The 26638-nt window shown below is 56.9% G+C and carries 23 protein-coding genes and 1 pseudogene; 8 read left to right on the forward strand and 16 right to left on the reverse strand.

Annotated elements, in window-relative coordinates; translation table 11 throughout:
• Nucleotides 1–78 precede the first annotated feature (78 nt).
• Nucleotides 79–1032, reverse strand: coding sequence for an RluA family pseudouridine synthase (locus NDJ10_RS07685; RefSeq protein ID WP_296160933.1), 954 nt, complete (start codon nucleotides 1030–1032; stop codon nucleotides 79–81).
• Nucleotides 1033–1145: 113 nt separating this feature from the next.
• Here NDJ10_RS07685 and NDJ10_RS07690 point away from each other — a divergent pair, with 113 nt between their 5' ends.
• Together NDJ10_RS07690 and NDJ10_RS07695 are read left to right on the forward strand one after the other, a co-directional pair.
• Entirely contained in the window at nucleotides 1146–1916 is a 771-nt protein-coding gene (locus tag NDJ10_RS07690) for an outer membrane protein assembly factor BamD (RefSeq protein ID WP_296160799.1), read from the forward strand.
• A 4-nt stretch (nucleotides 1917–1920) separates the two neighbouring features.
• Entirely contained in the window at nucleotides 1921–2685 is a 765-nt protein-coding gene (locus NDJ10_RS07695) for a protein phosphatase 2C domain-containing protein (protein ID WP_296160801.1), read from the forward strand.
• A gap of 11 nt (nucleotides 2686–2696) precedes the next feature.
• Here NDJ10_RS07695 and NDJ10_RS07700 read toward each other — a convergent pair whose 3' ends face one another.
• The 7 genes from NDJ10_RS07700 to NDJ10_RS07730 all read right to left on the reverse strand — a co-directional run bounded on the left by NDJ10_RS07700 (nucleotide 2697) and on the right by NDJ10_RS07730 (nucleotide 13416).
• A complete protein-coding gene (locus NDJ10_RS07700; RefSeq protein WP_296160803.1) occupies nucleotides 2697–3041 on the reverse strand; it encodes a hypothetical protein in 345 nt (114 codons plus the stop codon).
• A 35-nt stretch (nucleotides 3042–3076) separates the two neighbouring features.
• Nucleotides 3077–4174 (reverse strand): cell division protein ZapE, encoded by a 1098-nt coding sequence (zapE, locus tag NDJ10_RS07705; protein WP_296160806.1) that lies wholly within the window; start codon nucleotides 4172–4174, stop codon nucleotides 3077–3079.
• Nucleotides 4175–4246: 72 nt separating this feature from the next.
• Nucleotides 4247–5674: a dihydrolipoyl dehydrogenase gene (gene lpdA, locus NDJ10_RS07710; RefSeq protein ID WP_296160808.1), complete on the reverse strand. Its 1428-nt coding sequence runs from the start codon at nucleotides 5672–5674 to the stop codon at nucleotides 4247–4249.
• 113 nt (nucleotides 5675–5787) lie between these two features.
• Nucleotides 5788–7062, reverse strand: coding sequence for a 2-oxoglutarate dehydrogenase complex dihydrolipoyllysine-residue succinyltransferase (odhB, locus tag NDJ10_RS07715; protein WP_296160809.1), 1275 nt, complete (start codon nucleotides 7060–7062; stop codon nucleotides 5788–5790).
• 81 nt (nucleotides 7063–7143) lie between these two features.
• Nucleotides 7144–10011 (reverse strand): 2-oxoglutarate dehydrogenase E1 component, encoded by a 2868-nt coding sequence (locus NDJ10_RS07720; protein WP_296160811.1) that lies wholly within the window; start codon nucleotides 10009–10011, stop codon nucleotides 7144–7146.
• A gap of 183 nt (nucleotides 10012–10194) precedes the next feature.
• Entirely contained in the window at nucleotides 10195–12090 is a 1896-nt protein-coding gene (locus NDJ10_RS07725) for a propionate--CoA ligase (RefSeq protein WP_296160813.1), read from the reverse strand.
• 36 nt (nucleotides 12091–12126) lie between these two features.
• Nucleotides 12127–13416, reverse strand: a complete 1290-nt coding sequence (locus tag NDJ10_RS07730) for a TIGR03862 family flavoprotein (protein WP_296160935.1) — start codon at nucleotides 13414–13416, stop codon at nucleotides 12127–12129.
• Nucleotides 13417–13590: 174 nt separating this feature from the next.
• On the opposite strand from NDJ10_RS07730, the gene trxA reads away from it, so the two are divergent.
• The 4 genes from trxA (at nucleotide 13591) to NDJ10_RS07750 (ending at nucleotide 17593) form a co-directional block, all read left to right on the forward strand.
• The gene (trxA, locus tag NDJ10_RS07735) at nucleotides 13591–13923 is read left to right on the forward strand and encodes a thioredoxin TrxA (protein WP_296160937.1); all 333 of its coding nucleotides are present in this window, start codon (nucleotides 13591–13593) and stop codon (nucleotides 13921–13923) included.
• Between the two features lie 208 nt (nucleotides 13924–14131).
• Nucleotides 14132–15394 (forward strand): transcription termination factor Rho, encoded by a 1263-nt coding sequence (gene rho / locus NDJ10_RS07740; RefSeq protein ID WP_296160815.1) that lies wholly within the window; start codon nucleotides 14132–14134, stop codon nucleotides 15392–15394.
• 118 nt (nucleotides 15395–15512) lie between these two features.
• Nucleotides 15513–15770: a type B 50S ribosomal protein L31 gene (locus NDJ10_RS07745; RefSeq protein WP_296160817.1), complete on the forward strand. Its 258-nt coding sequence runs from the start codon at nucleotides 15513–15515 to the stop codon at nucleotides 15768–15770.
• Between the two features lie 86 nt (nucleotides 15771–15856).
• Nucleotides 15857–17593, forward strand: coding sequence for a hypothetical protein (locus tag NDJ10_RS07750; protein ID WP_296160819.1), 1737 nt, complete (start codon nucleotides 15857–15859; stop codon nucleotides 17591–17593).
• Nucleotides 17594–17630: 37 nt separating this feature from the next.
• On the opposite strand, the pseudogene phoR reads toward NDJ10_RS07750, so the two are convergent.
• The 7 genes and pseudogenes from phoR to pstS all read right to left on the reverse strand — a co-directional run.
• A pseudogene (gene phoR / locus NDJ10_RS07755) lies at nucleotides 17631–18884 on the reverse strand (phosphate regulon sensor histidine kinase PhoR); the annotation flags it as partial.
• A 13-nt stretch (nucleotides 18885–18897) separates the two neighbouring features.
• Nucleotides 18898–19605: a phosphate regulon transcriptional regulator PhoB gene (gene phoB / locus NDJ10_RS07760; RefSeq protein WP_296160822.1), complete on the reverse strand. Its 708-nt coding sequence runs from the start codon at nucleotides 19603–19605 to the stop codon at nucleotides 18898–18900.
• Nucleotides 19602–20303 carry a phosphate signaling complex protein PhoU gene (gene phoU / locus NDJ10_RS07765; RefSeq protein WP_296160824.1) on the reverse strand — a complete coding sequence of 234 codons (702 nt, stop codon included), beginning with the start codon at nucleotides 20301–20303 and terminating at the stop codon, nucleotides 19602–19604. Before phoU ends, phoB begins: the two co-directional genes overlap by 4 nt.
• A 62-nt stretch (nucleotides 20304–20365) precedes the next feature.
• Nucleotides 20366–21151, reverse strand: a complete 786-nt coding sequence (pstB, locus tag NDJ10_RS07770) for a phosphate ABC transporter ATP-binding protein PstB (protein ID WP_296160826.1) — start codon at nucleotides 21149–21151, stop codon at nucleotides 20366–20368.
• A 33-nt stretch (nucleotides 21152–21184) separates the two neighbouring features.
• Nucleotides 21185–22069, reverse strand: a complete 885-nt coding sequence (gene pstA / locus NDJ10_RS07775) for a phosphate ABC transporter permease PstA (RefSeq protein WP_296160827.1) — start codon at nucleotides 22067–22069, stop codon at nucleotides 21185–21187.
• Nucleotides 22066–23031 carry a phosphate ABC transporter permease subunit PstC gene (pstC, locus tag NDJ10_RS07780; RefSeq protein ID WP_296160829.1) on the reverse strand — a complete coding sequence of 322 codons (966 nt, stop codon included), beginning with the start codon at nucleotides 23029–23031 and terminating at the stop codon, nucleotides 22066–22068. Before pstC ends, pstA begins: the two co-directional genes overlap by 4 nt.
• Nucleotides 23032–23139: 108 nt before the next feature.
• Complete coding sequence (pstS, locus tag NDJ10_RS07785) at nucleotides 23140–24192, reverse strand: phosphate ABC transporter substrate-binding protein PstS (protein WP_296160831.1); 1053 nt, start codon at nucleotides 24190–24192, stop codon at nucleotides 23140–23142.
• Between the two features lie 226 nt (nucleotides 24193–24418).
• Here pstS and NDJ10_RS07790 point away from each other — a divergent pair, with 226 nt between their 5' ends.
• Both NDJ10_RS07790 and ppk2 read left to right on the forward strand, forming a co-directional pair.
• Entirely contained in the window at nucleotides 24419–24697 is a 279-nt protein-coding gene (locus tag NDJ10_RS07790; protein WP_296160834.1) for a hypothetical protein, read from the forward strand.
• A 52-nt stretch (nucleotides 24698–24749) separates the two neighbouring features.
• Nucleotides 24750–25667 (forward strand): polyphosphate kinase 2, encoded by a 918-nt coding sequence (ppk2, locus tag NDJ10_RS07795; RefSeq protein ID WP_296160837.1) that lies wholly within the window; start codon nucleotides 24750–24752, stop codon nucleotides 25665–25667.
• Nucleotides 25668–25972: 305 nt separating this feature from the next.
• Here ppk2 and NDJ10_RS07800 read toward each other — a convergent pair whose 3' ends face one another.
• Nucleotides 25973–26596, reverse strand: coding sequence for a phosphoribosyltransferase family protein (locus NDJ10_RS07800; RefSeq protein WP_296160838.1), 624 nt, complete (start codon nucleotides 26594–26596; stop codon nucleotides 25973–25975).
• Nucleotides 26597–26638 lie beyond the last annotated feature (42 nt).

The following is a 26638-nucleotide window of genomic DNA, read 5'->3' on the forward strand; positions in this document are numbered from 1 at the left end:
CAAAGAATGGATGACGCGTAACAAGCCGAGCGAGCTATCGGTGACGCAGACGCTGTTCAAGGCAACTGAAACCAGCGTTTAAATATCGCTTTGATTGTACTTGAGACCCAGGCTGCGCAGCGCCGTCGAAAAATCAGGGGGTAGATCGGAGGTAAAAGACAGCGCCTGCCGGGTGACAGGGTGCACAAAAGCGAGCCGGTACGCATGCAGGGCTTGTCTTGTCATGCCCAGGCCCATGGTGCCACCGTACAGCGCGTCGCCGAGCAAGGGATGCCTGAGTTGCATCATGTGCACCCTGATCTGATGGGTGCGCCCGGTATGCAGGGTGCATTGCACCAGACAGGCCTGGGCGGCATTGGACAAGAGTGCAAAATCGGTGCGGGCCGGTTTACCCGGGTGGAGATCCAGATCAACCGCTGCCATGCGCAGCCGATTCACCGGGTCACGGCCAATGGCTGCATCCACCACGCGCCTGGCGGCGCCAGACCAGGCCCCCTGGCCAATGGCCAGGTACTGGCGTTTCACTTCCCGCGCGGCAATGGCGCGCACCAGCGCGTCCATGACCGGCCGGCTGCGCGCCACCACCATCAGGCCACTGGTCTCCTTGTCAAGGCGGTGCACAATGCCGGCGCGCGGCAGATCAAAGGCTTGGGGGTCATAAGCCAGCAGCCCGTTCATCAGGGTACCGGACCAATTGCCTGGCGCCGGATGCACCACCAGACCGGCGGGTTTGTTGATCACGAGCAAATGCGCGTCAACATAAACCACATCGAGCATCATGGCTTCTGCCTTGAAGGCCTGGCTTTGCGGGGTTGGACGCAACTCAATCAAGCCCACATCCGATACCCTGACCTTATGCGATGCCTTGACCAGCACCTGCCCGTTGACCCGGACACTGCCAGCCTCAATGAGTTGCTGCAAATAGTTGCGTGAAAACTCTGGCACCAATTCAACCAGGGCGCGATCCAATCGCATACCATGGTGGGCAACCGTAAAAACCAGGTTCCGCTGCTCTGCTTGTGGCTCCAGCACAGAGGCGCCATCGAGTTCATCCAGGGACAGGGTGCCCGATATAATTAAATCTGTTTTGTTCAAGAAAGTCTTTCGCTATGCCTCATGCCAAATTATCTGCCCTCTGCGTCCGGATGTTGGCGGCTGGCGTTGTTTTCCTGAGCGCTTGCGCCACCACGGTGACGGACCCCACTGCAGAATGGAGTCCCAACAAGATTTACGCCGAGGCCAAGGACGAACTCAGCGTAGGGGCGTACGACAAGGCCGTCACCCTCTTTGAGAAACTGGAAGGCCGCGCGGCAGGAACACCGCTCGCCCAACAGGCACAACTCGACAAGGCCTATGCCCACTACAAGGCTGGCGAGCCGGTGCTGGCAATCGCCACGCTGGACCGCTTCATCAAACTGCACCCTGCTAGTCCGGCGCTGGACTACGCCCTTTACCTCAAAGGCATTGTCAATTTCAATGATGATCTGGGTTTGTTCTCCGGTTTGACACGTCAGGACCTGGCCGAACGCGATCAGAAAGCAGCCAAGGATTCGTTTGAGTCGTTCAAGGAATTGGTGAATCGCTTTCCCGACTCGCGTTACACCCCAGAAGCGAGCCAACGCATGAATTACATCGTGAACTCCCTGGCGCAATCAGAAGTGCACGTGGCACGCTACTATTTTGCACGCGGTGCTTATCTGGCGGCAATCAATCGGGCCCAAACCGCTCTTGCAGACTACCAGGGGGTTCCAGCCCTCGAAGAAGCCCTGTTTATCATGGTCAAATCCTATGATGCGCTGGGAATGACCACACTGCGCGACGACAGCTTGCGTGTGCTTGAAAAAAATTACCCGCAAACCCCTTATCTGGTGCACGGTTTCAAACCCAGAAATGACCCTTGGTGGAAGATCTGGTAACTGCATGAAGCCCAATGCCTACCGACTCACGGCGTCAACCGGAATTCACAAAGGAGACCGCGATTACCAGCAGGATCAGGTGACTGTGCTCAGTCATTCCCGCGTCAAAGGGTGTCTGCTGGCCGTCCTGGCGGATGGCATGGGGGGCCGCAGTGGGGGCCGCAAAGCCTCGGACCAGGTCATGATGACCGCACGCCAGCTTTTTGAACGCTATGACCCGGCCACCGATGACCCACAGGTCATGCTGAAACAATTGCTCATCGAGGCCCATACGGTGATCAAACTGATTGCCATTTCATCTGAGCAGGAGCCGCACAGCACCATCGCGGCTTTTCTGCTGAACCCCACAGGGGACTGTCATTGGATTCATGCAGGCGACTCCCGTATTTACCACTTCCACGGCAACCATCTGGTCAAGCGCACGCTTGATCACTCGTACGTTCAGCTCCTAGTAGATCGCGGGGAAATCACGCCTGAGCAGGCCCAAAACCATCCAAAATCAAATATTCTGGTCAGTTGTCTGGGTTCGGACAATGCACCGTCGGTCAGCCTGCATCACATCCCGCAGATGACCCCGGGTGACATTTTGATGGCCTGCAGTGATGGCCTCTGGCATTACTTCAACGATACCGAACTGGGCGATATCCTGTCCACACTGGCACCCCGGGAGGCCTCTGAATTCCTGATCGAAAAAGCCAGGGCTCGAGCCCGTGGCACTGGCGACAACCTGTCGATGGTGGTCGTCAAATTTGAACCCTTGCCCGGATGAGCCGGCAGGTTTCAACGATCTGCCGGTGGTACCAATGGGTTTGAATCCAGACCTTGGGGCCCAGTCAAACTTTTGTCCTTGATCTTGTCAAGTGCATTGTTGGCTTTGGCACGGCGCTCCAGGTCATTCAACCTCAATTCTTGACGTCGCAGCTCATCAAGTACCCGGCGGTTTTTTAAACGGATGTTGCGCTGACAGTCAAATACCGCAAATTTTTGATAGCAGGCGGCATTGGCCAGTTCAGCCTCAGCCAGCAATTGCGTACGCACACGCTCAATGTGCAAACGCTCTTCTTGCAACTGCAATGGGGTTGCTGACAATGGTTCGGGGACGACCTGTGCCTGCAAGGTTGACACCAGCAGGCAGACCAGGACAAAAATGATGCGCTGACTCATGTCAGGCAGGTATCAACATCCCGACGACTCAAGGCCAGGAATTCGGCGGACTGCATTTCCTGCAGACGCGACACGGTGCGAGCAAACTCATTGGCCATCAGACCCTCCGTATAAAGCTCGGTTGCGGGCACAGCCGCAGACATGATCAGTTTAACCCGTCGGTCATAAAGCACATCCACCAGCCAGGTAAAACGGCGCGCCTCGGAGGACATGCGGGGTGGCATTTGCGGCACATTGCCGAGCAGCACCGTATGGAACTGGCTCGCAATTTCAAGGTAATCGTTTTGTGAGCGCGGTCCGCCACAGAGCGTATTAAAGTCAAACCACACCAGACCACCGGCTTTGCGTCGGGCATGGATTTTGCGCGCCTCGATCTGCAGGGTCGGGTCTTCATCCGGTGTTTCTGCCAGTTGCTCGAAAGCGCTGCGCATGGCCTCGTCTGCCGCCTCACCCAAGGGAAAGTGGAAAAGCTCAAGTTGAGCCAGGGTTTGCCCCCGATAGTCGGTACCGTTGTCGACATTGATCACATGGAGATGGGCCTTCAACAAGACAATGGCGGGCAAAAATCGGTCGCGATTCAAGCCGTGAAGGTACAAGTCATCGGGTTTGAAATTGGAAGTGGTGACAAAGCCCACACCTTGCTCAAACAAGGCATTGAGCAATCTGTGCAATATCATGGCATCGGTGATGTCTGACACATGAAACTCGTCAAAACAAATCAGCCGGTACTTTGCAGCAATACGTTTGGCCAAAACATTCAGCGGATTGGCCGTGCCCTGCATACTGGCCAGTTCCCGGTGCACCTCGCGCATGAATTCGTGAAAATGCAGCCTCGTTTTACGCTTCAATGGCACGGCTGTATAAAAGCAATCCATCAGGAAGCTCTTGCCCCGACCAACGCCGCCAAACATGTAGATACCACGCGGGATGGGTGGGCGGTTGATGAGCTTTTTGAGCGCATTGGAGCGCATCTCGCGAAACTTACCCCACTCGCGGGCGCAAGTCTCCAGTACCTGCACGGCGCGCAGTTGCGCCGGGTCCGCGCTGTAACCACGCGCCAGCAACTCAGCTTGGTAGATTTTTTTAACGGTCACTTGTGACTGGCCACTGAAAAAATGGCTGCCTGAACTTGCCAGTCAAGTCCCTGCAGCCACCTTCATCGCGATTCAAAAGTTCAGGGTACGCTTGTCAACCGCCAGGGCTGCTTCCTTGGTCGACTCACTCAAGGACGGATGCGCATGACAGATGCGTGCAATGTCTTCGCTGCTGGCACGAAACTCCATTGCCATCACGCATTCGGCAATCAGTTCGCTGGCCATCGGACCAACAATGTGCACACCCAGAATCTCATCGGTAGCGGCATCGGCCAGCATCTTGACCATGCCTGTGGTGTCGCCCAAGGCACGGGCGCGACCATTGGCCAGGAACGGGAAAGTCCCCGCTTTGTAGGCGACGCCATCGGCCTTGAGCTGCTGCTCGGTACGACCGACCCAGGCGATCTCGGGGCTGGTGTAAATCACCCAGGGGATGGTGTTGAAGTTGACATGGCCATGCTGACCCGCAATGCGTTCGGCCACCGCAACACCCTCTTCTTCGGCCTTGTGTGCCAGCATCGGGCCGCGTACCACGTCGCCCACCGCCCAGACGCCAGGCAGGTTGGTCTGACAGTCAGCATCGACCACAATCGCGCCGCGTTCGTCGAGCTTGAGGCCAACCGCTTCAGCATTCAGGCCGGTGGTGTTGGGTACCCGGCCAATCGAGACAATCAATTTATCAACGTCAAGCGTCTGGACCTCGCCCTTGGCGCTGGTCCAGGCCACGCTGACACCTTTTTTGCCAACCTTGACTTCACCGACCTTGACGCCCAGTTCGATCTTGAGGCCCTGCTTGACAAAAGCTTTGTGCGCTTCCTTGGCAATTTGCTGGTCGACCGCACCCAAGAACTCCGGCAGGCCTTCCAGAATGGTCACCTCGGCACCCAGACGGCGCCAGACCGAACCCATTTCCAGACCAATCACGCCGGAGCCGATCAAGCCCAGTTTTTTCGGCACGGCCGTCAATGCCAAGGCGCCTTCGTTGGACAGCACCATGGACTCGTCAAATGCCGCACCGGGCAGCGCTCGGGCATTGGAGCCGGTGGCCACAATGATCTGTTGACCGACCAGCGTTTCTTCAGCTGCGCCCGCCACCTTGATTTCATAGCCCCCCTCAACGGCCCTGGCAAACGAAGCACGACCGTGGAAGAAGCTGACCTTGTTCTTTTTGAACAGGTACAGGATGCCATCGTTGTTCTGCTTGACCACCGCATCCTTGCGCGCCACCATCTTGGCGGCGTCCATGCTCAGGCCCTTGACCGTGATGCCATGATCGGCAAAGTGGTGGCTGGCTTGCTCAAAATGCTCGCTCGATTGCAGCAACGCCTTGCTAGGAATGCACCCCACATTGGTGCAGGTCCCGCCCGGCGCCGGTCCACCCTTGGCGTTTTTCCATTCGTCCACACAGGCCACGTTTTTGCCCAGTTGGGCGGCACGAATGGCGGCAATGTAACCGCCGGGGCCGCCGCCAATCACGATCACATCAAATTGCTTGCTCATTTTTTGACTTCCTATTCACTGCGGTCTGTCCCGCAAAATTATTTCAAATTGAAAAAACCCACCGATTACGGGCGCAGGTCGCGCGCCGTTGCGGGTGGGTCATGCCAGATAGATCAAATATCAAACAACAAGCGGGCCGGATCTTCCAGCGCTTCCTTCATGGCCACCAGGCCCAGCACGGCTTCACGGCCGTCGATGATGCGGTGGTCGTAGCTCATGGCAAAGTAGTTCATGGGACGCACCACGACCTGACCGTTTTCGACCATGGCGCGATCTTTGGTGGCGTGCACACCCAGAATCGCGCTTTGCGGCGGGTTGATGATGGGGGTCGACATCATGGAACCAAAGGTGCCGCCGTTGCTGATCGAGAAGGTGCCGCCGGTCATTTCTTCCATGCCGAGCTTGCCGTCACGCGCCTTGGCGCCGAATTCGGCAATCTTTTTCTCGATGTCGGCAAAGCTCATCTGGTCGGCGTTGCGCAGGATCGGCACCACCAGGCCACGGGGAGAGCCCACCGCAATGCCAATGTCGAAGAAGCCGTGGTAAACAATGTCGGTACCGTCCACCGAGGCGTTGAGCACCGGGAACTTCTTCAGGGCATGCACCGCGGCCTTGACGAAGAAGCTCATGAAGCCCAGCTTGACGCCGTGCTCTTTCTCGAAGCGCTCCTGCATGCGCTTGCGCATTTCCATCACCGGTGCCATGTTGATCTCGTTGAACGTCGTCAGAATGGCATTGGTGGACTGCGACTGCAGCAGACGCTCGGCGACGCGGGCGCGCAGACGGCTCATGGGCACGCGCTGTTCCGGACGGCCTTCAAGTGAAGCCGCCAGGCTGCTGGCGGGGGCTGCCACCTGGGGCAGCAGAGGTGCGGCTGGTTTGGCCGCCGGCATCGCAGGTGCCACGGCGGGTTTGGGGGCCGCCACGGCGGCCAGCACGTCACCCTTGGTCACGCGGCCATCCTTGCCTGTGCCGGCCACAGAACCAGCAGCCAACTGCTTGTCGGCCATCAGCTTGGCAGCCGCCGGCATGGCCACGCCAGCCATGGAAGCGCTGGCAGGCACGGCAGCAACAGCAGCAGGGGCAGAAGCAGCCGCCATCGCCGCCACCACAGGTACCACCGGCGCAGCCACACCACCCGCCACGCCTTCGCTATCGATACGGGCGATCAGCTGGTCAGCGGCAACCGTGCTGCCATCGGGTTCAATGATTTCGACAATCACGCCTGCCGAAGGTGCCGGTACTTCGAGCACAACCTTGTCGGTTTCGACATCGATCAGGATTTCATCCACAGCGACAGCGTCGCCGACTTTTTTCTTCCATTGCAACAGGGTGGCTTCGGCCACTGATTCGGAGAGTTGCGGGACTTTGACTTCTACGATTGCCATAACAATTCTTTCAAAAATAATCTTGAGGGTTTGGACGACGGACGAACGTCTGGCCAAAACGGATTGACGTGGGGTTGGACCTTATTTGGCCAGGACAAAACCTTTGAGCTTGCCAAAAGCGCCTTCCACCAACGCCTTTTGCTGCTCCTGGTGCAGATGCGAATAACCCACCGCCGGTGACGCCGATGCCACCCGGCCGGAGTAACCCAGCTTTTGCCCCTCAAGCATGTTCTCGTGAATGTAGTGCTGCACAAAGAACCACGCCCCCTGATTTTGCGGCTCGTCCTGCGTCCACACCACCTCGGTCGCGTTAGGGTACTTTTTCAGCTCCGTGGCAAAGGCCTTGTGCGGGAACGGGTAGAGTTGCTCGACGCGGATAATGGCCACATCGTCGCTGCCCTTTTCGTCACGTTTTTTGGCGAGGTCGTAATACACCTTGCCGGAACAGGCAATCACACGTTTGACCTTGTCACCCTTGAGCACCTTTTGATCCGGAATGATGGTCTGGAAGGAACCCTTGGTGAATTCAGTCAGCGGGGAAGCCGCATCCTTGTGACGCAACAGCGATTTGGGCGTAAAGATCACCAGCGGTTTGCGCAGGTTACGCACCATCTGACGGCGCAGCACATGGAAAATCTGGCTCGCCGTGGTCGGCTGCACCAGTTGCATGTTGGTGTCGGCCGCCAGTTGCATGAAGCGCTCGACACGCGCCGATGAGTGCTCAGGACCCTGGCCTTCATAGCCATGCGGCAGCATCATGGTCAAGCCATTGACACGCCCCCACTTGACTTCACCCGAGGCAATAAACTGGTCAATCACCACCTGGGCGCCGTTGGCAAAGTCGCCAAACTGGGCTTCCCAGATCACCAGCGTGTTGGGGTCGTTCGAGGCATAGCCATACTCAAAACCCAGCACCGCTTCTTCCGACAGGATAGAGTCAATGACGACAAACTGCGACTGGTTTTCGGCCACATTCTGCAGCGGCACATAGGTACCCTCGTCCCACTTTTCACGGCTCTGGTCATGAATGACCGCATGACGGTGGGTAAAGGTGCCCCGGCCACAGTCTTCACCCGACAAACGCACCGGATAACCACTGGCCACCAACGACGCAAACGCCATGTGTTCACCCATGCCCCAATCCACCGGAATATCACCGCGCCCCATGGCGGCGCGGTCATCGTAGACCTTCTTCACCAGCGGATGGGCCGTCAGGCTGGCCGGCAATGTGGTGATTTTTTCGGCCAGGCGTTTCCATTCGGCCAAAGGAATCGCCGTGTCACCCGCGTCGGTCCACTTCTTGCCCAGGAACGGTGACCAATCCACCGCGTACTTGCTCTTGAAGTTGGTCAATACCGGGTTCACGGTGTGCTTGCCCGCATCCATCGCCGCGCGGAAGGCCTTGAACATGTCATCGCCCAGCGTGGCACCCAGGCCCTGCGCAGCCAGCTTGTCGGCGTACAGCTTGCGGGTGCCGGGGTGAGCCGCAATCTTCTTGTACATGAGCGGCTGGGTCAGCGCTGGCGTGTCCTGCTCGTTGTGGCCCAGCTTGCGGAAACAGATGATGTCAAGCACCACGTCCTTGCGGAACGTCATGCGGTATTCCAGCGCCCATTGCATGGCCATCACGACGGCTTCAGGATCATCGCCGTTGACGTGCATCACCGGCGCTTCAACGCCCTTGACGATGTCGGTGCAATACAGCGTGGAGCGGTAGTCACGCGGGTCCGAGGTGGTGAAGCCGATCTGGTTGTTGATGATCAGGTGCACGGTACCCGCCGTGGTGTAACCGCGGGTTTGCGCCAGCGCCAGGGTTTCCTGGTTGACACCTTGGCCGGCAAAGGCTGCGTCACCATGGACCAGCACCGGCAGCACCTGACGACCCGTGGGGTCGGCACGCCGGTCCATGCGGGCGCGCACCGAGCCCTCGACCACCGGATTGACAATTTCAAGGTGAGAAGGATTGAACGCCAGGCTCAGGTGCACCGGGCCACCGGGCGTGGTCACGTCGGAGCTGAAACCCTGGTGGTACTTCACGTCACCGGCAGGCAGGTCTTCGGGTGCCGTGTGGTCAAACTCGGCAAACAAGTCGGCGGGCATTTTGCCCAGGGTGTTCACCAGCACGTTGAGGCGACCGCGGTGAGCCATGCCGATCACGATTTCCTGCACGCCCAGACTGCCGGCCTGCTGGATCAGCTGGTCCATGGCGGCAATAAAGCTCTCGCCACCTTCCAATGAAAAACGCTTCTGACCGACATACTTGGTATGCAGGAAACGCTCCAGGCCCTCAGCGGCTGTGAGACGGTCAAGAATGTGTTTTTTCTGGTCTGCGTTGAAATTGGGCTTGCTGCGCACGCTTTCCAGCTTTTGCTGCCACCAGCGCTTTTGCGTCTGGTCGGTCAGGTACTGGTACTCTGCGCCCACGGTACCGCAGTAGGTTTCGCGCAGCGCATTGAGCAACTCGCGCAAGGGCATCTTGTCCTTGCCGAAAAACGTGTTACTGGTGTCGAACACGGTTTCCTGGTCGGCATCCTTGAAGCCGTAAAAGGCGGGGTCGAGTTCCGGAATATTCGGCCGCTCGGTGCGTTTCAAAGGGTCCAGATCGGCCCAACTGGCACCTACGTTGCGATAGGCAGCAATCAATTGCTGCACCGCCGTGCGCTTGCGGCCCATTTCGGCGTCCACACTGGCCACCACCACCTTGGTGCCACCCGCCTTGGCGCGTTGCGCGAAAGCATCGATGACAGGCTGGTGTGCAACGTCTTTGGCATTGCTGCCGTCTACCGCCGGAACGTTTTGCAGGGAATCGAAATAGTCACGCCAGGTCTCTGGCACACTGCCTGGATTGGCCAGGTAGTTTTCATACATCTCTTCGACGTACGGGGCGTTGCCACCAAAAAGGTAGGTGTTCGCCTGATAGGCTTGATAAACCGTATTGGTCTCACTCATATTTCGCTGACTTTCATTTCCCTTGAGGAAACTTTAGCTGGTTAAAGCTGATGGTTGATTAACCTCCCGCGTCACGGCTTGACCGTTTGGCGGATGCGACAGTGGCGTTGGAAGGGCCGAATGCAGGACGGGATTGTGCCACCGAAAGGCAGAACAATCCTGACAGAAAGTTTTGACCCTAGATCAGGCGTTGACTAGGTCCTTGATTTGCTGCAGGGCGGCGGGGTCGTCCATGGTGGTCAGATCACCCGGATCACGTCCCTCGCACACCGCGGTAATGGCACGGCGCAGGCACTTGCCGCTGCGCGTCTTGGGCAACACCGTGACAAAGCGCACACGAGCAGGTCGGGCCACTGCGCCCAGATCGCGATCGACCAGCTTCATGATTTCGCCTTCCAGCTTGAGCGCACTGGCTTCATCGGTCAGCAGACTGGCGTCCTTGACCACGGCAAACGCCATCGCCACCTGACCTTTGAGCTGATCCGCCACACCGACTACCGCCACTTCGGCGATATTGGGGTGCGCCGAAATGCTTTCCTCGATCTCGCGCGTGCCCAGGCGATGGCCGGCGACGTTGATCACGTCGTCAGTGCGGCCCAAAATAAAGTAGTAGCCGTCGGCATCACGCACGCCCCAGTCAAAGGTGCTGTAGACCAGCCTGCCAGGCACACTCTTCCAGTAGGTGTTGACAAAGCGCTCGTCATCACGCCACACGGTCTGCATGCAGCCGGGTGGCAGCGGGCCTTCGATGGCAACCACGCCCTTCTGGTTGGCGCCGGTCAGCTCTTCACCGGTCTGGTCGTCGAGCAATTTGACGTTGTAGCCATACACCGCCTTGCCGGGTGAGCCAAACTTGCTGACCGCTTTTTCAACGCCGTTGCACAGCGACAAAATGGGCCAGCCGGTTTCAGTTTGCCAGTAGTTGTCGATGATCGGCTTGCCCAGACCCTCACTGATCCACTGTGCCGTGGGTTCATCCAGCGGCTCCCCCGCCAAAAACAACGCGCGCAGGCTCGACAGGTCGTATTTGGACAACAGCGCCGGGTCCTGCTTCTTGAGCACGCGCACGGCGGTGGGTGCACTGAACATCACCGTCACCTTGTATTTTTCCACCAGACTCCACCAGATACCACCATCCGGGCGCGTTGGCAGACCTTCGTACATGATGGTCGCCATGCCGGCGATCAACGGGCCGTAAATGATGTAGCTGTGGCCCACCACCCAGCCAATGTCGCTGGTCGAAAAATAGGTTTCCCCCGCGTTGCCGGCATAAATGTGCTTCATACTGGCGGCCAGTGCCACACAATAACCGCCGGTATCGCGTTGCACCCCCTTGGGCTTGCCGGTGGTGCCACTGGTGTAGAGCGTATAGCTTGGGTGAGTAGCGTCGACCCATTCGCATTCAACCACCGTGTCGAGGTGTTTGTTGCGCAGCGGTGCCCACAATTTGTCACGACCGGCCACCAGTGCCATCGGCACCAGACCGCGATCCACCAGCAGGACCGACTCGGGCTTGTATTTTGAGAGACTGATAGCTTCGTCCAGCAGCGGCTTGTAGCCCACCGCCTTGCCACCGCGCGAACCGGCATCGGCACTGATGATGACCCGGGGTTCGGCGTCTTCAATACGGGAAGCCAGCGATCCAGAAGCAAAACCGCCAAAGACCACCGAGTGGATCGCGCCGATGCGCGCACACGCCAGCATGGCAAATGCCGCTTCGGCAATCATCGGCATGTAGATCAGGACCCGGTCACCCTTGCCCACACCCAGTTCCTTCAGCACCGCTGCCATGCGCTGGACCTCGGCGTGCAGTTCACGGAACGAGTACACCTTTTCCTGATCGGTCTCGGTCGAGACAAAAATCAGCGCGGCCTGATCGGCACGGTCTTTCAGATGACGGTCTACCGCGTTGTGACACAGGTTGGTAACACCCCCCACGAACCACTTGGCAAACGGTGGCTTGCTGTAGTCGCAGATCTGGCTGGGCTGGACCTTCCAGTCCACCAACCGGGCTTGCTCACCCCAGAAACCGTCGCGGTCAGAGAGAGATCGTTGGTGAAATTCGGCGTATGAGGTCATGGGCTGTCTCCGATATTTATAAAACTGAATTCATAATTATGAACTTTCAGCTTGCATGGTCCTGACGTAAGTCAAAGCCCCCCGCCCCGCGCATACACCACTGGCAAGGCAAGCGGTTAACAAATACCCTCCTGTGGGGGCCTCCCAATCCAGCATTTCACCGGCGCAAAACACACCCGGCAAAGTCTCCAGCATCAATTGCCCGGTCATGGCCTCGAACAACACACCGCCAGCACTGCTGATGGCTTCGTCCAGCGGACGTGCCGCCGTCACGGTGATTGGCAGGGCCTTGATCGCCTGCGCCAACTGCCGCCCATCGGCCAATTGTTCCCTGCTCAACAACTCATACAGAATGGCCGCCTTGATGCCATCAATATGCAACCGGCTCTTGAGGTGACTTGACAATGAACGCGAGCCACGCGGATGCTGTACCTCGGCAAGTACGCGTTCAAAGGACATGTCAGGCAGCAAGTCCAGATGCAAGGTGGCTGACCCACTGGCCAGAATCTCATCCCGCAGCAAACCCGAAGCAGCATAAATCAGGCTACCCTCAACCCCCGTGGCGGTAGCGACAAACTCACCCTTGCGGACAAATTCGCGCCCCGCCGTGCTGGTGAACGCCATCGCCACGGACTTGAACGGCAAACCCGCAAAACGGCCAGCAAAGTGCGTGCTCCAACCGTTTTTCACATCAAAACCGCAATTGGCCGGCAGCAACGGGGCCACCGCCACACCTTGGGCCTTCAGCCACGGCACCCAGGCACCGGTAGAACCCAGACGCGCCCAACTGCCCCCACCCAGCGCCAGCACGACAGCATCGGCCCGCACCTGGATGGGCCCCTGCGGCGTGTCAAAGTCCAGCAAGGTGGCTGCGGTGTCAACCCTGGTATCTGCTTTGACCGTCTTGTGCCAGCCGGTCCAGCGGTGACGCATGAAAAATGTCACTGGCAGACCCTTTTTGGGATGACGCAGACGCGTCAGCCAGGCCCGCAGCAGGGGCGCTGCTTTCATGTCAACTGGAAAAACACGCCCGGAACTACCAACAAAGGTTTCAATGCCAAGCGAAGCCGCCCAGGACCGAACCTGCCCGGCATCGAAGAACTTGAAGAGTGCCTCAATATGCTGACGGCGCTGTCCGTAACGGGCAGCAAACAAGTCGGCCGGCTCGGAATGCGTCAGGTTCAGGCCGCCTTTGCCTGCCAACAGGAATTTCCGGCCAATACTGGGCATGGCGTCGAACAAGAGCACCTGCACACCGGCGCCAGACAACACCTCAGCCGCCATCAAACCAGCCGGACCGGCACCTACCACCGCTACTTTTTTCATCATTCAACCTGATTCTCTTTGATATCCGCCAATTAGAACCGCTCCGGTGTCCTGGCAATACCGTCTCCGATTCAGCCTCTGGCCCTCAACAAGTCCATGCCTTGGAACACTGGTTTGGTTTCTGTCACAATTTCGCCACTGTATTCTTTTCAAACTATCAATTTAGGAAAAATCATGGCCAGTGAACTGATCAAACATGTGTCCGATGCATCGTTCGAAGGCGACGTCCTGCAATCCAATGTGCCCGTGCTGGTTGATTACTGGGCAGAATGGTGCGGTCCATGCAAAATGATTGCACCTATCCTCGATGAGGTATCGGCGACCTATGAAGGAAAACTGCAAATTGCCAAAATGAATGTCGATGAAAACCGCGATATTCCGGCCAAGTTTGGCATTCGTGGCATCCCCACCCTGATGATCTTCAAAAGCGGCCAATTGGCAGCCACCAAAGTGGGTGCCATGAGCAAAGCACAGCTGATTGCCTTTATCGACCAGCAACTGGCCTGATCACCGCCGCAGCGCCTGCTGCGTGCCTGCCCGCTCCAATCATCAAAAAGGGCGTCCTTTTCCTGTCATAATCCCAATTACTCGCTGACCCCCATCCAGGGTCAGCTCGAGTCAGAGGCGCAAAGCCAATGCGACTTGAACCTGCACAAGTCCGTCGCGCCACAACATTCCCCTCCTGGCAGATTCCAAACAAATACTGAACCACTCCATGCATTTAAATGAACTCAAGGCACTGCACGTGTCAGAAGTCCTCAAACAAGCCGAAGATCTCGAGATTGAAAACACCGGCCGCATGCGCAAGCAGGAGTTGATGTTTGCCATCATCAAAAAGCGTGCCCGTGCCGGCGAACAGATTTTTGCCGATGGTGTGCTGGAAATTTTGCCCGACGGTTTTGGTTTTTTGCGGAGTCCTGACACCAGCTACACCGCCAGCACGGATGACATTTACATCAGTCCGAGCCAGGTACGCCGCTTCAACCTGCATACCGGCGACATGATCGAAGGCGAAGTACGCACTCCGAAAGATGGCGAACGTTACTTTGCCTTGAACAAGCTGGAAAAAGTCAATGGGGGCGGGCCCGAGGAAAACAAGCACAAGGTCATGTTTGAGAACCTGACCCCGCTCTTTCCCAACGTGCAAATGCGCCTTGAGCGCGACATGAAGGGTGAGGAAAACATCACCGGGCGCATCATTGACATCATTGCACCCATCGGCAAAGGCCAGCGCGCGCTGCTGGTAGCACCGCCCAAGAGCGGCAAAACGGTGATGATGCAGCACATCGCACACGCCATTTCCGCCAATTATCCCGACAGCCACATGATGGTGCTGCTGGTTGACGAGCGCCCCGAGGAAGTGACTGAAATGCAGCGTACCGTCAAGGGCGAGGTGATTGCCTCCACCTTCGACGAACCCGCTGCCCGCCACGTGCACGTGGCAGAAATGGTGATCGAACGTGCCAAACGCCTGGTGGAGCTGAAAAAAGACGTGGTGATTTTGCTGGACTCGATCACCCGTCTGGCGCGTGCCTACAACAACGTGGTGCCGTCCTCCGGCAAGGTGCTCACCGGCGGCGTTGACTCCAACGCGCTGCAGCGCCCCAAACGTTTTCTGGGTGCCGCACGCAACGTGGAAGAAGGCGGCTCCCTCACCATCATCGCCACCGCCCTGGTTGATACCGGTAGCCGCATGGACGAGGTAATTTTTGAAGAATTCAAGGGTACGGGCAACAGCGAGATTCACCTGGACCGACGCCTGTACGAAAAGCGCGTGTTCCCCTCGATCCAGCTCAACCGCAGCGGCACCCGTCGCGAAGAACTGCTGCTGGCACCCGACATTCTGCAAAAAACACGCATCCTGCGCCAGTTTTTATACAACATGGATGAAGTCGAATCCATGGAAATGGTGCTCAAACAAATGCGCGCCACCAAAACCAACAGCGAGTTTTTTGACATGATGCGTCGGGGCGGCTAAGCAAGCCACGGCGTGGCTACACTATAATTACTGGTTTTAGCGAAAAGTACGAACGACTTTGAATTGCGCAATGGTTTGGGCAAGGGTCGGCGCGGCTAACGCATCTGATGGAGAAATCATGAAAGACGGCATTCACCCCAACTACCGCGAAGTTTGTTTCCTGGATTCGTCCAATGGCTTCAAGTTCGTGACACGCTCTTGCGCCAACGCCAAAGAAATGATCAAAATGGAAGACGGCCGTGAGCTGCCGCTCTTCAAACTCGATACCTCCAGCGAGTCGCACCCTTTCTATACCGGCACACAAAAATCCGTCGACAACATGGGTGGCCGCGTGGAGCGCTTCCGCAACCGCTTCGGTAAAACTGCTGCCAAGTAAGCAGCACTTAGCGCTTTGCCAAAGGCAGCCGGGTCATTCCGCGCTGCCTTTTTCTTTGCGTCAACCCTTGTTTTAACATCACCCCCGTGGACCAACCCACACCTGCCATCGTCGCACAAGCCGGCGTCAAGCGCTTGCCGCGCCTGGCGCTGCTGCTGTTTTGCCTGGCCTATGTGCTACCTGGCTTTTTGGGACGTGCGCCCTGGAAGCGCGACGACATCACCACGTTTGGCTACATGGCCGAACTGGCCCGTGGCAACACAGATTGGTGGCGCCCGATGCTGGGCGGCATGCCGTCTGAAGTTGATGCATTGCTGCCCTATTGGTTGGGTGCCTGGGCCCTTCAATTGGCCCCTGGCTGGCTGACGCCAGAGCTGGCCGCGCGCCTGCCCTTTATGCTGCTGCTGGTGCTGGCGCTGGTGGCAACCTGGTACGGCACCTATTACCTGGCACGCAGCCCGATGGCACAACCTGTCGCTTTTGCCTTTGGCGGTGAGGCGCAGCCGACGGATTACGCACGCGCCATTGCCGATGGCGGACTGCTGGCCTTCATTGCCTGCCTTGGACTGGCACAACTGGCCCACGAAACCACGCCGGCACTGACACAGCTGTGCTTTGCCGCCTTGCTGTTTTATGCCTCTGCGGCCCTGCCCTACCGCTCTTTTAACCCAGGGCTGAGCGCTGCTGTGGCACTGCTGGGACTCACACTTTCTGGCGCCCCGTCAATCGCTCTGGCTTTGGGGTTGGGCGGCACGGCACTTTACCTGCTTGCCCCGGCATCTGAAACCTCACAGAAAAAAATCAGGGCGAGTGGCCTGGCGCTGCTGTCTCTGGTCTGCGCTGTGTTGGCCAGCTATCTGGATTTGTGGCGCTGGCGCATTGACCTGCCCCACGCCAACCTGGCGGAATGGCAAAGCCTGGGCCGTCTATTTTTATGGTTTACCTGGCCAGCCTGGCCACTGGCCATCTGGACGCTTTGGCGCTGGCGCCGACAAATCTTCAACCTTCGCTTCACAGGACTTCATCTGTGGTTGCCAATCTGGTTCGTGGCGGTTGCCAGCGCCGCCACCTTGACCACCCCTGCAGCGGACCGCTCGCTGCTGCTGGCTCTGCCTGCCCTGGCGGCATTGGCGGCCTTTGCCCTGCCCACTCTGAGTCGCAGCGTGGGGGCGCTGATTGACTGGTTTGCCCTGATTTTTTTCTCCGGCTGTGCGCTGGTGATCTGGATCGTCTGGATTTCCATGCAAACGGGTTTCCCGGCACGACCGGCCGCCAATGTGGCACGGCTGGTGCCAGGTTTTGATCACAGCTTTTCCCTGATGCCTTTTTTAATAGCGGTTGGCGCCAGTCTGGTGTGGACCTGGCTGGTTACATGGCGTGTCGGACGACACCAGGCAGCCATCTGGAAAAGTGTGGTGCTGCCTGCCGGTGGCGCCGCCCTGAGCTGGCTGCTGCTGATGACTTTGTGGCTGCCGCTGCTGGATTTTGCACGCAGCTATGCTCCGATGGTGAAACTTGTCACATCGGCCATGCCGCAGTCGCCCGGCTGTGTGGCGACACTGGGCCTGAACCGCAGTCAGATCGCAGCGTTTCAGTTTCACAGCCGACTTGAACTGCAAGTGCTTGATACGCACAACACATGCCAGTGGCTGATCGCCGACATCGACACCGCCAGCAAGCACCCGGACCTCAGACAAGGCCCGATATGGCAGCTGCGTCGCTCGATGGGGCATCCAGCGGAAAGAAAGGATTCGATTTGGCTGTATGAGCGTCGCTTGCAGTTGCTGCCAGTACCACCCGTTGCGACGGAAAAACAAGGCTAAATACCGAGCCACGACCCATCGTACTCGCAATGGACAAGACCGCCCCATGGCGCTGCGCCACATGCTTGACGATGGCCAGACCGAGGCCGGTGCCACCGGTTTCACGCGAACGGCTGCGGTCCACACGATAAAAGCGTTCCGTCAGCCGGCCCAAATGCTCGGCCGCAATGCCCGGCCCCGTATCGGCCACAGAAAAGACCAGACAACCATCTGCCCGTGGCCGGATACTGACCGTGATGTGCCCGTCGGCAGGGGTGTAGCGGACCGCGTTGCTGACAAGATTACCCATGGCGCTGAACAATTCACTGGCCGTACCTGCCAGAAAACCATCAAAATCACAGTCGAATACAAACTGATGGTCAGCTGAACCAGCCTCCCCCATTACCTGAGACAGCGACAAGGCATCCGTTTCAAGTTGACGCATCAATGCCGGCACGGACACAAGCGCGTCCACCCCAGGCGGGGCACTGCCTTCGAGTCTGGACAGCGTGAGCAAATCACTCACCAGGGATTGCATGCGATCAGCCTGTTGCGCCATCAGCGCCAGATACTGCTGCCGTTCGGATTCACCGAGCTTAAGCGTTTGCAGGGTTTCCACAAAACCTGCCAGCACCGTCAGTGGCGTGCGGATTTCGTGCGACACATTGGCCACAAAATCACGCCGCATGGCTTCTGCCTGTTCCAGCAATGTGATGTCACGCGACAACAGCAATTTGCGTCCATCACCATAGGGATGCAGTTGAACGGACAAAGTCACCGGCCTGGAGGGGGTGCTGTCCCGCCCCGGCATGGTCATGCTGCTGCGAAAATCACGCGCCGCCATATAGCTTGCAAAACCCGGATCACGCACCAGATTACCTATGGTCTGCATCAGGTCGCGCTTGGGGTCGAGACCGAAATGCATGGCTGAAGTCTGGTTACACCATTCGATGTGTGACCCACCATCGAGCAACATGACACCATTGGGTGAGGCCTGCATGGCAGATAAAAAATCATGCAGGCGCGCCTGGGACTCGCTGGTCTGACGTTCACGCGTCCGCAGCAGGCGTCTTACCCGGGAGGTGATATCCCCCCAGACACCAGCCTTGGGCCCGTCTTCATTGGGCTGGTCATGACGCAACCAGCTTAAGAATTGTCCGGCACGCACAATATCCTGCAGCATCCACAAGACCGCAGCCATCAGCAGCCCCCATGCCAGGGCTTGTCTTTGCGGCCAATATGTATCAAGCCAGGCCCCCAGTGCAGCCCCGGCTGACAAGCAACCGAGAAAGAAAATAAACCGGCCCAGCATGCGCGCGCCTGTGTTACGCCTGTTTTGCCAGCAGTGCCTGCACCGTCAAGCGATAGCCGGCACCGCGTACGGTTTCAACCATGGAGCCGGCCTCGCCCAGCGCCTCGCGCAAGCGTTTGACATGCACGTCCACCGTGCGTTCTTCAATAAATACATGGTCACCCCAGACCTTGTCGAGCAATTGTGAGCGGCTGTGCACACGCTCGGCGTGCGTCATTAGGTAGTGCAACAATTTGAACTCAGTCGGTCCCAGTTTCAGCGGCTGGGCTTGAAACGTGACACGGTAGGTGGCTGCATCAAGGCACAACTCACCAAGTGTCACCTGCCCCTCTGCCTGCTCGGGCGCACGACGACGCAGCACGGCACGTATCCGCGCCAGCAGTTCCTTGGTGGAAAACGGTTTTGCAATATAGTCATCGGCACCCGCGTCCAGTCCTGCCACCCGGTCGACCTCATCGCCTCGGGCTGTCAACATGATGATCGGGATCGCCTTGGTGCGGGGGTGAGCACGCCAGCGCTTGGCAAGCATCAACCCGCTCTCTCCGGGCAACATCCAGTCCAACAGAATCACATCCGGCAAAACGGATTCCAATTCGGCTTGGGCTGTGACACTGTCCATGGCCCAGATGGGCCGGAAACCACTGTGTCGCAGGTTGACCGAAATCAGTTCGGCAATGGCGGGCTCGTCTTCAACAATCAGGACACCCGGCAAACGTCTCATTTGACCACCGATTCAATTTGATCGATCGAGGTATGACGCACATCGGCACCCTTGACGATGTAGATGATCAGTTCGGCAATGTTTTTGGCATGGTCGCCAATGCGCTCTATCGCCTTGGCCAAAAACAGCAAATCCAGACTCGGTGAAATCATGCGCGGGTCTTCCATCATGTAGGTGATGAGTTTGCGCACAAAACCATCAAACTCCTGGTCAATCAGGTCGTCTTCCTTGAGGATTGCCAAAGCGGCCGTGGTGTCGAGCCGGGCAAAGGCATCGAGTGCCTTGCGCAACAGGCCCGAAGCCATGTCGGAGGCCACGCGCAATTCCAGCGAAGGGAGAGAGCGCGGCGCGCCACTTTGAATGATGGAGAGCACCATGCGCGCAATTTTTTCAGCCTCATCCCCGACCCGTTCCAGATTGGCGGTCGTTTTCGAGATGGCAATCAACAAACGCAGGTCGCGCGCAGTCGGTTGACGCCTGGCAATGATGCTGGAGAGATCACGGTCAATCTCAACTTCCATGGCATTCACGCGCGCCTCTGCCGCAGTCACCTGATTGGCCACATCCACACTGAATTGTGACAACGCGTAAATCGCCTGGCGAATTTGCGACTCGACCAGTCCGCCAAGTTCCATCACGCGGGTTGATACGGCACTGAGTTCGCTGTCAAACTGGGACGATAAATGTTTTTCGGTCACGATGGTGTTCCTTGAAAGAAGCGTCTGTCAAAAATGGCTTGCTACGGCAAAAAACCACTGGATCAACCAAACCGGCCGGTGATGTAGTCTTCTGTTTCCTGGCGGTTGGGTTTGAAGAAAATTTGCTCGGTGGCACCAAACTCGATCAAATCACCCAGATACATGTAAGCCGTGTAATCGCTGCAGCGGGCCGCTTGCTGCATGTTGTGGGTCACGATCACAACCGTGTAGTCGGTCTTGAGCTCGATGATCAGTTCTTCGATCTTGGCCGTTGAAATCGGGTCAAGCGCCGAACAAGGTTCATCCAGCAGCAGCACCTCCGGCTTGATGGCAATGCCGCGGGCAATACACAGGCGTTGCTGTTGTCCGCCAGACAAACTGGAGCCGCTTTGCTTGAGTTTGTCCTTGACTTCCGTCCACAAGGCCGCCTTGCGCAAAGCCCACTCAACGCGCTCTTCCATATCGGTGGTGTTGAGCGACTCAAACAGCTTCACACCAAAAGCAATATTGTCAAAAATGGACATCGGAAAGGGGGTGGGTTTCTGAAACACCATGCCGACTCTGGCGCGCAACAGCGCCACATCCTGCTTGCTGGTCAGCAGGTTTTCGCCATCCAGAATCACCTCGCCCTGGGCCCGTTGCTCGGGGTACAACTCGAACATGCGGTTAAAAACGCGCAATAAAGTGGATTTGCCGCAACCCGACGGGCCAATGAAGGCGGTGACCTTGTTTTCAGGAATTTCAAGGTTGATGCCCTTGAGCGCATGAAAATTGCCATAAAAAAAGTCAAGGTTGTTGACCGTGATTTTCGGCTGCTCTTTTTTCTCAATGGTATTTTCAGTCTTCATTCTCACAACCTTTTCAAATACAACAGATGTTCATCAAACCTTGGTTCGGGTCAATACCCGGGCCAGCACGTTGAGCGCCAGCACCGCCAAGGTGATCAAAAACACCCCGGCCCACGCCAGTTGCTGCCAGTTTTCATACGGACTCATGGCAAATTTGAAAATGGTCACCGGCAAACTCGCCATGGGCTCGCTCAAATTGGAAGTCCAGAACTGGTTGCTCAAAGCGGTGAACAACAACGGCGCCGTTTCACCGGCAATGCGTGCGACAGCCAGCAGGATGCCCGTCACGACACCGGCACGGGCGCAGCGCATGGTGATACTCAAAATCACCTTCCACTTGGGCGCACCGAGGGCATAGGCGGCTTCTCGCAAACCCGCCGGAACCAGTTGTAACATGTTCTCCGTGGTCCGAATAACGACCGGAATCACGATCAAGGTCAACGCAGCAATACCCGCGTAAGCTGAAAACGACTTGAACCGGGTCACGATCACCGCGTAGACAAACAGGCCGATCACAATGGACGGCGCCGACAACAAAATGTCATTGACAAAACGGGTGGTCGCCGCCAAGGCGCTTTTGGGCTCAAACTCAGCCAGGTAAATGCCAGCCATCACGCCCACTGGCGTACCGACAAAAGTGGCCAGGCAAACCATCAAAAACGAGCCATAAATGGCGTTGGCCAAACCACCTGGATCGTTGGGAGCCGGGGTCATTTCGGTCAGCACGGACCAGGTCAAGCCGGAAGCGCCCAGACGAATGGTTTCAAACAAAATCCAGAACAGCCAAAACAGACCAAAACCCATGGCCAGCAGAGATAACAACAAGGCTACCTGGTTGACGCGCTTGCGATTGGCGTAGCGTTGTTGCCGAACCTGGGCCAACTGCGACGCTTGCGTCAAAGTTTCATGGGTGCTCATGATTTTGCGCCCTCGCCTTTTTTCAGTTGACTCAGCAGCAGCTTGGACAAACTCAGCACCACAAAGGTAATAAAAAATAACACCAGTCCCAGATACATCAAAGAGGCTTGGTGCAAACCCTCACCCGCTTCGGCGAATTCATTGGCCAGTGCCGATGTGATGCTGTTGGCCGCCTGAAACAGGCTCAGCGAATCAAGCTGGTTGAAATTGCCGATCACGAATGTGACCGCCATGGTTTCACCAATGGCGCGTCCCAACCCCAGCATGATGCCGCCAATCACACCGGTTTTGGTGTACGGCAGCACCACGGTCGACACCACCTCCCAAGTGGTCGCGCCCAAGCCGTAGGCAGACTCTTTGAGCAAGGTCGGTGTAACCTCGAACACATCACGCATGACGGCCGCAATGAACGGGATGATCATGATGGCCAAAATGATGCCCGCCGACAAAATGCCGATACCCACGGGCGGTCCTGAAAACAAGGCCTCAAGATAAGGCACGCCTTTGAACATGGCTTGCAGTGGCTGCTGAACATAGGTAGACAAAATGGGCCCGAACACCAACAGGCCCCACATGCCGTACACAATGGAGGGAATCGCTGCCAGCAATTCAATGGCCGTGCCCAACGGGCGCTTCAGCCAGGCTGGCGACAATTCCGTTAAAAAAATGGCAATTCCAAAACTGACCGGGACCGCAATCACCAAGGCAATGAGAGAAGTCATCAGTGTGCCGTAGATCATGACCAGGCCACCAAACTCCTCCTTCACCGGATCCCAGGTAGCCGTGGTCAGGAAACCAAGCCCGTATTGATGGATGGCCGGCCAGGCCCCCATGGTCAGTGAAGCCAGAATGGCGATCAACAAACCCAGGGTGAGCAGCGCTGCACTCTTGGCAAGCCACGCAAAAATGCGGTCAGCCCATGGGCTTGATGGGGCCAGTTTGGCTGTAGAAGCTTGAGTCATGACACGTCCAGCAGAAGTTTCGGGTGAATTTAACGACATTTCTCTGGTCGAAAGTGTAGTGGACATGACTCGCGCTCCTGAAGATCAATTTGGCCCCTCAGAAACAACTTATTTCAATGCAACCGGCTTGCCTGCACTGTCCTTGACCATGCCCCAGGATTTTTCGATGGTGGCGATCACGCTGTCTGGCAACGGTACGTAGTCCAGATCAGAGGCCAGCTTATCGCCGCTCTTGAACGCCCAGGTAAAGAACTTGAAAGTTTCAGTGGCCTGCGCGGGCTTGTCCTGCTGCAAGTGCATCAGGATGAAAGTAGCCGTCGAGATGGGCCAGGTAGCTTTGCCAGGCTGGTCCGTGATGAGTTGGTAGAACGATTTGTTCCAGTCAGCACCGGCAGCTGCCGCCTTGAAGGCTTCTTCGCTGGGAGACACAAACACACCGTCTTTATTTTTCATTTGGGTGTAAGTCATTTTGTTTTGAATGACATACGAATACTCGACGTAACCAATCGAATTGGGCAGTCGATTCACAAATGCAGCCACGCCTTCGTTACCTTTGCCACCCGCACCCACTGGCCAGTTCACCGCCGTACCTTCACCCACCTTGGTCTTCCATTCCGGGTGGACGCGGCTCAGGTAGTTGGTAAAGTTGAACGTGGTGCCCGAACCGTCGGCGCGGCGCACCGGCGCGATATCTGCATCCGGCAGTGCCAATGTCGGGTTCAGTGCCTTGATGGCGGCGTCATTCCACTTGGTGATCTTGCCCAGATAGATGTCGCCCAGCACCTGTCCATCCAGTTTCATCTGGCCAGGCTGAATACCCTTGATGTTGATCACCGGCACGGTACCGCCAATCACGGTGGGAAACTGGAACTGGCCTTTGGCTTTGAGTACTTCGTCAGTCTGAGGCATGTCTGAAGCACCAAAATCAACCGTCTTGGAGTCAATTTGCTTGATGCCGGCACCAGAACCCACAGATTGGTAGTTCACCTTGACACCGGTTTGCTTGTTGTATTCAGCCGCCCATTTGGCATAAATGGGGGCCGGAAACGTAGCACCTGCACCGGTGATGCTCTGGGCATTGGCCAGATTGCTCACAGCCGCGACGCCAAAAAACGACACGATGGTGGTTGCCAGAATCGACTTGTAAATACTTTTGTTCATGGGGAAATCCTTAAATTGAATGGATCAGTTGTAAAACCTTTTTGGGTCCGACACAGGTAATTTACGTCAATCATGTGTCAGTAATATGACAAATATCTGGTTTTCAGACATCAGGGCACAACAAATTACACCTTCTTGTCACCCTCTTGTCATCAAAAAATCGAGAGGGCTGGGCTATCCTAGGCAAACAAAATGACCAGGTCCACTCAACAATTCTGGAAAACCTATGCTTGCCATCAAAAAAGCCCGCAAACTCATTGAAGCCAATCCGAGCGACCCGGCAGCCCAGATCATTGCCGCACTGGTGCTCGCGCTTGAAAGCGAGACCACCATTTCTGTTTCGCAACTCTACAAGCTCGATGACAAACGTTTCGAACTGGCACTCGAAATTTTGAACGAATGGCGACTGGACCGACATTACGCCAGCAAACTGCGCCTGCTGGACTCAAGCAGCATGGTCCAAAGCTTGGGCGAAATGGCTGCTTCTGAATCAAGGACCATCTAAACGTCTTGATTAGTCCAGGCCGTCAGAAGTCCAGTCCACCCAGGAGTTGCTGTTGGATTACAACGATGAAAAACTGATTCAGCGCATCCGTCGCGATCTGGCTGACAGTTATGACGAAGAATTTGAAATGGAGCTGGAAGACCGCAATCTTGACGAAATCTTCGGCAACGGTCTGGACATCGAGTCCGAGCAGTACAGAATCAGCAGAAAGCGGTATTTCCGCGAGCTATTCAAAATGCAGGGCGAGCTGGTCAAACTGCAAGACTGGGTCGTCAAAACCGGCCAGAAGATAGTGATCCTGTTTGAAGGGCGTGATGCCGCCGGCAAGGGCGGCACCATCAAACGCATCACACAACGGTTGAATCCGCGGGTCTGCCGTGTCGCAGCCCTGCCGGCGCCCAATGCCCGCGAGCAAACCCAGTGGTACTTCCAGCGCTATGTGGCGCACCTGCCCGGTGCCGGAGAAATGGTCTTGTTCGACCGCAGTTGGTACAACCGCGCTGGCGTCGAACGGGTCATGGGGTTTTGTTCCGACGAGCAGTATGAAGAGTTTTTTCGCTCGGTGCCCGAATTTGAAAAAATGCTGGTGCGCTCCGGCATCACCTTGATCAAGTATTGGTTTTCCATTTCGGACGAGGAACAACAAATACGTTTTCTGGGACGGATTCATGATCCACTGAAACAATGGAAACTCAGCCCGATGGACATGGAGTCGCGCCGCCGTTGGGAGGAATACACCAAGGCCAAGGAAATCATGTTTGAGCGCACCCACATTCCGGAATCGCCCTGGTGGGTGGTGCAGGCAGATGACAAGAAAAAAGCCCGCCTCAACTGCATTCACCACCTGTTGAACCAATTGCCATACGAGGAATTTGAACACCCGACCATCATGTTGCCGCCTCGCGTGCACAACGATGACTATGTGCGTCTGCCCGTGCCCAATGAAATTCTGGTGCCGGAAATTTATTAACGACTGACATGCTGGTTTGGCTTGCGTATTGACGCAGGGCCAGAAACAGACCCGCCAGCCTTTTCAAGGGCTGGCGGTGGTGGCGGGAACCCCGGGTCAGGTTGTCAGGCAGACACGTCTGGGGACGTTCCCATCCGTCTTGATGTCACACACCAAGACTCGATCCAATTGCTTGAATCCCCCAGCTCCGTGCTCCTACGGGCTACTTTCGCATTCCGTCCAGAACACAACCCGACTGTAATGGTGCTGGAAATCGGGGTATTGCGAATTCTCAACTCAACAGCCGATTGGCATCGGCTTGCGTTTCAGGCTTGCTGCAGTATCCTGCTCACCTCTTCGTCTTCCACCTGCTCGAAATGCTGGTAGAACTGCCCCACAGCCCGAAAAAACGCAGGTGCATCAAGGCACACCACCTCGTCTGCCAGTTCTGCCACAGTAGCCAGCGTATCGGGTGGTGCCACCGGCACGGCGCAAATCAGTTTGGCGGGCTTTTTCGCCCGTAACCCATGCAGCGCCGAAATCATGGTGGCACCAGTGGCCAGACCATCATCCACCACAATCACAATGCGCCCGCTAGGGCTGATCGGCGGACGAATCGGTGTGTACTGGGCGCGACGCTGGCGCAGGGTTGCCATCTGGGCCTGTTTTTCGGTTGCAAGATAGTCGGCCGTACCGCCATAGGCTTGTGCATATTCGGACAGATAGGTCCAGCCGCTTTCATCAACCGAACCAATGGCCAGCTCCGGCTGCTGTGGTGCACGCAGCTTGCGTACCAATACCACATCGAGTTCACCTTCGAGCTGGTCTGCGATCACTTTGGCCATGCCCACCGCGCCACGCGGAATCCCCAGAATGAGCGGATGCTTGCCCCGGTAGTTTTTGAGTCTGTCGGCCAGTTGCCGGGCCGCGTCAAGGCGATCACGAAACATGTTGCATCTCCTGAGAAATTCAAAAACACACTGTGCCGCCAT

This window comes from Rhodoferax sp. (genome assembly GCF_023700745.1).
Lineage (GTDB): Bacteria > Pseudomonadota > Gammaproteobacteria > Burkholderiales > Burkholderiaceae_C > Rhodoferax.